This window comes from Helicobacter bilis ATCC 51630 (genome assembly GCF_000686565.1).
GTDB classification, from domain to species: domain Bacteria; phylum Campylobacterota; class Campylobacteria; order Campylobacterales; family Helicobacteraceae; genus Helicobacter_A; species Helicobacter_A bilis.
On sequence record NZ_JMKW01000086.1, the window covers coordinates 1 to 5046 of the forward strand.

General features: G+C 36.0%; 6 protein-coding genes. 3 read left to right on the plus strand and 3 right to left on the minus strand.

The genetic code is table 11. The features are described 5' to 3' along the window. The 3 genes from T368_RS16380 to T368_RS0110895 all read left to right on the plus strand — a co-directional run. Positions 1-181 (plus strand): hypothetical protein (locus tag T368_RS16380; RefSeq protein WP_211248559.1); only part of this gene is annotated, 181 nt, incomplete at its 5' end. Positions 182-255: 74 nt separating this feature from the next. Continuing rightward, entirely contained in the window at positions 256-606 is a 351-nt protein-coding gene (locus T368_RS0110890) for a TM2 domain-containing protein (protein WP_004088441.1), read from the plus strand. Positions 607-659: 53 nt separating this feature from the next. After that, on the plus strand, positions 660-881 hold the full coding sequence (locus T368_RS0110895; protein ID WP_004088443.1) for a hypothetical protein: 222 nt from the start codon (positions 660-662) through the stop codon (positions 879-881). A 423-nt stretch (positions 882-1304) separates the two neighbouring features. On the opposite strand, the gene hypD is transcribed toward T368_RS0110895, so the two are convergent. The 3 genes from hypD to T368_RS14065 form a co-directional block, all read right to left on the minus strand. Further along, positions 1305-2411 carry a hydrogenase formation protein HypD gene (gene hypD / locus T368_RS0110900; protein ID WP_004088444.1) on the minus strand — a complete coding sequence of 369 codons (1107 nt, stop codon included), beginning with the start codon at positions 2409-2411 and terminating at the stop codon, positions 1305-1307. Positions 2412-2724: 313 nt separating this feature from the next. Then, a complete protein-coding gene (gene cheP / locus T368_RS0110905) occupies positions 2725-3582 on the minus strand; it encodes a cheVAW transcriptional regulator CheP (RefSeq protein WP_080695806.1) in 858 nt (285 codons plus the stop codon). Positions 3583-3907: 325 nt separating this feature from the next. Beyond that, on the minus strand, positions 3908-5046 hold a 1139-nt coding region (locus tag T368_RS14065; RefSeq protein WP_034595254.1), incomplete at its 5' end, for a flagellin.

A 5046-nucleotide genomic window follows, 5' to 3' on the forward strand; every position in this document is an offset into this window, starting at 1 on the left:
TGCAACACAAAGTAGAATCTGTATTTTTAAGATTTTATGTTGTCTATTTGGTATCAAGCTTTGCGCTCCATTGCTTGGGAATTTCTACATAGCATATTTACTTCATATTTTTGCATTCCTAGCAACTCTATTTCATAAAATTTTTCATACTTTTATTGTATTTTATAATAATTGTAAATAAATGTTTAATAATGCTTGACTCGTTTTTTTTTTTTGTAAAATCAACTTTCAATTTAGTTTAAGTAAGGAGAAAAAATGGATCAAAGTCAGCTTATGGCGCTTACTGCTACATGGGCAAATCTCTTACCTGAAGGCACACTTGTTGGCATACAAAAGTGGCTCGAAAAGTTACCTGACGATAAGGCAAGCATGCTAGCTACAATCCAGTTTAAAACCCCTATGACAGGATTAATATGTGGCATAATTGGTGGTGTAGTTGGTGTAGATAGATTCTATAAGGGTGATATAGGTATGGGTATAGCAAAAATATGCACTCTTGGCGGACTTTATATTTGGTGGTTAGCGGATTTATTTTTCGTGCAAAAAGGCATTAAAGTAGATAATCTCAATAAGCTCAATATGATGCTTATGCAGCTTGGCGTGTAGCTTTTGTTAGGTTTTTTGTTTAATTTTAATTTTTTGATTTGAAAGGATACAGTATGAAATTGTATAAAATTGCGAGTTTATGTGTAGCAGGATTTTTTATCGTTGGTTGTGGCAGTGGTATGCCGACTTGTAAAGGTGATGATACTACGAGAGTTTTGGAAAAGATTTTTAAACAACAATTTGGAGACAGTGTTAAAGTGAGTTTTGATGGCTTTGCAACAAATGAGACGAATGAAGCAAAAAACAAGTTACATGTCAGGTTATGGCAAAAGTAACGCATACAGCAACGGGTCGAAGCGAAGAAGATACGATACATTACACGGCAAGGCACACAGATGATGGACAGATATATGTTGAAATAACACATTAATTCAACCAAAAGACTTAATTTCATAGCATTAAGTCTTTCTTCTTCCCTTCCTTCTTGCATATTGTGGCAATGTTTGCCACAATATTATTCTTGTATTTCATATAATAGATTTAGTTGTATTTACATGCCATTATGAATGCCGTATTGTATTGTGTGATTTGAGATAAGTTTTATTTTTGAAACCATTATTTATTTCATATGCTTTGAATCTATGTATCAAAGATTCTATTAAATAACTCTGCTATAAAAGATTCTAAGTAAGAACTTTGATATGCAAGGAAGCGATATGAAAGACTTCTTAATATACAAAGATTCTAATACATTAGAATCACTGCAACACACCATATTTATAATACGCCGCACAAGCACCCTCGCTACTTACCATGCAGCTTCCCATAGGCTTTGTTGGTGTGCAAGCTTTACCAAAAACTTTGCAATCTTTTGGCATAGCAAGTCCTTTTAGAATCTCACCGCAAAGGCAATGCTTTGATTCTTTAACCTCTACTTCTTCAAGATTGAAATGAATCTCTGCGTCAAACTTGTGATATTCCTTTTTTAATCTTAAACTTGAATTAGGAATCGCCCCTAGCCCTCTCCATACAAAGCTTGGAGCAATTTCAAAATAAGTATTTGTCATCTCTTGAGCCTTGAGATTTCCCTCCATGCTTACAGCACGAGAATATTGCATAAAGACTTCATGCTTTCCTGCGAGTTTTTGCTCTACAATATGCAAAATACTCTCAAGCATATCCACTGGCTCAAAACCGCTTACAACGATTGGAATCTTATAATCATTTGCGAGTGGCACATAGATTTTAGAACCGCTTATAACACTCACATGAGATGGGGCGATAAGGGCATTTACCTTTGCTCTTTTATCATCAAGGATAGCACGCACGGGTGGAGGCACTAAAACATGGTTGATATGCAAGAAGAGATTCTCTAATCCCATGTTGATAGCACGATTAAGTAATGCTGCAGTCATTGGCGTTGTCGTCTCAAAACCTATGGCAAAATACACGATTTTTTTATTTGGATTCTCTTTTGCAATTGCTAGGCAATCAAATGGGGAATACACAAATCTCACATCAGCACCCCTTGCACGCGCATCAGCTAAAGAGCCAGAAGCCCCCGGCACTTTAATCATATCACCAAGTGTGAGTAAGATGACATCAGGCATCATGGCGAGTGTGTAGGCTTGTGAAATGCGTGATTTTGGCATGATACACACAGGGCAGCCCGGCCCATGTATGAAAGAAATGTTTGTAGAATCTAAAAGGCTTTTTAAGCCATATTTCATAAGTGTATGTGTATGTCCGCCACAAACTTCCATTATATAAAGCTTTTCTTGCAGGTTTTGTGAAATCTTATTAATTTTACTGCTTAATGCTTGTATATGTTTTGTATCTCTATAAGGATTAATAAAATCTTGCATAATAAACCTTGTAAATAGGAATAGAATTAGATTCTATATTAGATACTTCGGCTAACGCCTCAGTATGACAATTTGTTATGGATCTAGACTCTTGTCATATTGAGTACGCAAACACGAAATATCTTTTCTAGATTCTATATTAGAATCTTGTTTAGACTCTTTTATCATTTCCAAGTCTTTAGATGTTTCGCTACGCTCAACATGACAAATATTAGAATCTAGACTCTATAAATTGCACCCTAAACCCCACAACCCACCCAAATCTGGTTAGGAATATAGAATCTTATGCGGTAAAACCGCTAAAAAGTGGGGATTAATACACGGCGACACTTAAATTGATTTTTGCTTCATGTGGTAGTTTGCTTTTAAAATTATCAAGGTCAAATTTAATGCCTTGCGATGCTGCCTCTTGTATTAAAGCGACTGCTTCATGCACATTATATGGGCTACCACCTTGATATGGCTCAAAGATTCTGTTTGCAATAGCAAGTGCATAAGAGTTTTTCTTCACATGGTCGGAAACTGCATGTGGTGCGGTAATATAGGCAAGACTTTCAATCAAATCTTCATCAAATTTCCAATGATTGAAAAGAAAACCAGAAAATGATAAATGATCAGTGCCAAAAAATTCATTTTCTACAAATGAAATATTTTGATAATTATTTTGTTTGATGAGTTCTAAAAACTCTTTATCCTTTTTTTGTTGTATAAGCATACTTGAAAATAGAATCATGCCAAGACGCAAAAGCATAACGCAGGGGACGAGTTCCTGTGCTAACTTCTTATCTTCATCGCCTAGCCATTCGGTAACAAAATTTGCCTCTTCGCTAGAATTGCGTAAAAATGTCTGTGTATCCAAACCATAAGGGGCGACATTAATCGTTAGCTTACCTTTTAATGAATTAGCAATAGCAATATTTTTTATATTTGTTACACCTAAAAGTGCAACTACTTGATTGATTGTAGAGATTTCGCGTGAGAATCCATAATAAGGGGAGTTTGCCAAACGCAATAAATCAGCAGTCAAAAAAGGGTCTTGTGAAATGATATTAACCACTTCTTGCACACGCACATCAGAGCCAGACTTGTCGATATAGTTACGCAATTTCACCACGGTTTCTGGCAATGGCGGCAAGTTTTCGATAGTCTTGCTTAGTAGTTCATTCATCATGATAAGTTCCTTATGATTCTAAAATCCCATAAACTTTTAGCCTAATATTATAGCATAATTTATTTATATCAAAGTGTTTAGACCTATTTTTTTAGAAAATTCATTTTTCCCAAATCGCATAGCATAAGCATTCGTATTTTAGGTGTTTTTAACAATCTTATGTTGTATAGCTTGTAGTATTTTTTGAGTAAATGATGGTTTTTAGCGGGATAAAAATGTTACTTCGTTTCCATATTTGTGGGTATAGCATTACCCTTTTAAAAAGGGTAACTTATAAGGAGACAAAGTAAAAGTTAAGCAGGCTTAAGCCAAGCCCTAATAGCTACTATTGAAGTAAGCGGATAACATGTTGTTGCACAGCGTTTGCTTGACTCATCGCATAGCTACCAGATTGAGCTAAGATATTAAGCTTATTAAAGTTTGCAGATTCTTGAGCGAAATCCACTTCTCTAATTTGACTTTCAGCCGCTTTAACATTTACTTGTGTTACAGAAATGTTATTCACAGTTGAAATCATTTGCCCTTGAACAGAACCTAAATCCGCACGGATTCTATCTAGAATCTTAGTCGCAGATTCAGCAATATCCATAACAACCATCGCACCTCTTAAAGTCATAACACCAGCACCAAGGGCTGCACCACCACTCGCAACAACAGAGTTAAAGTTTGCACCAGCTGCTGACTTAACATCCTTGTTAAACTCACCCATAGTATCACGCAAATTCACAACCGTTTTAGCAACTTGTTGGTTATCAAAGCCAATCGCCTTATAAAGTCCTTTTGCATCAGCAGCAGACATTACCACAATATCCCTTGCATCAAGTCGTGTCAAAGACAATCGTCCATAGTTTTCAGAACCCTTACCTTCAAGCTTTTGACCGCCATTCATAGAAGTAACTGAAAGTGGTGGGACTTTACCATCTTGCCCTTTTTCATTCGCACCCATAGAGATTTTAATACCACGACCATCAACACTTCGCAAGTTTAGTCGCCCTCTCTCATCTGTGTAGGCTTCAACACCTGTTTGGTTTGTTACCGCGTTGAATGCTTGCACCAAACGACCATCAGAGTCACCAGCTTTAATGTCATTAATATCACCAAGCGTAATACCATTAATAATAACATTTGACATTGTTCCTGATTTTACCATAGCATCAGAAGTTGAGATAACATTTGCTACCGCTCTAATACCTGTTTTATCAGAGTTTTTATTGATAACTTCAGCTAACACGCCAATACCTGTGCCAACGCTTGTAGAGATTTTAACAGATTGTAATGACACATCATTCACACCATCTACATTTTTAAATGTAAGCTTAACTGTGTTTGCTGCTGTGATTAACCCACCTGTTGCAACTCTTACTTGCCCGATTTTATCACTTGTTGTTGCACCAATTGAAGCTTTAATAGATTCATTTGAATAAGCACCAACTTGAAACTCTTTGTTTGTAAAAGCACCAGATA

Coding starts and splice junctions, on each gene's coding strand:
- T368_RS0110890 (WP_004088441.1), top strand. CDS start 256: ATGGATCAAAGTCAGCTTATGGCGCTTACTGCTACATGGGCAAATCTC.
- hypD (WP_004088444.1), bottom strand. CDS start 2,411: ATGCAAGATTTTATTAATCCTTATAGAGATACAAAACATATACAAGCA.
- T368_RS0110895 (WP_004088443.1), top strand. CDS start 660: ATGAAATTGTATAAAATTGCGAGTTTATGTGTAGCAGGATTTTTTATC.
- cheP (WP_080695806.1), bottom strand. CDS start 3,582: ATGATGAATGAACTACTAAGCAAGACTATCGAAAACTTGCCGCCATTG.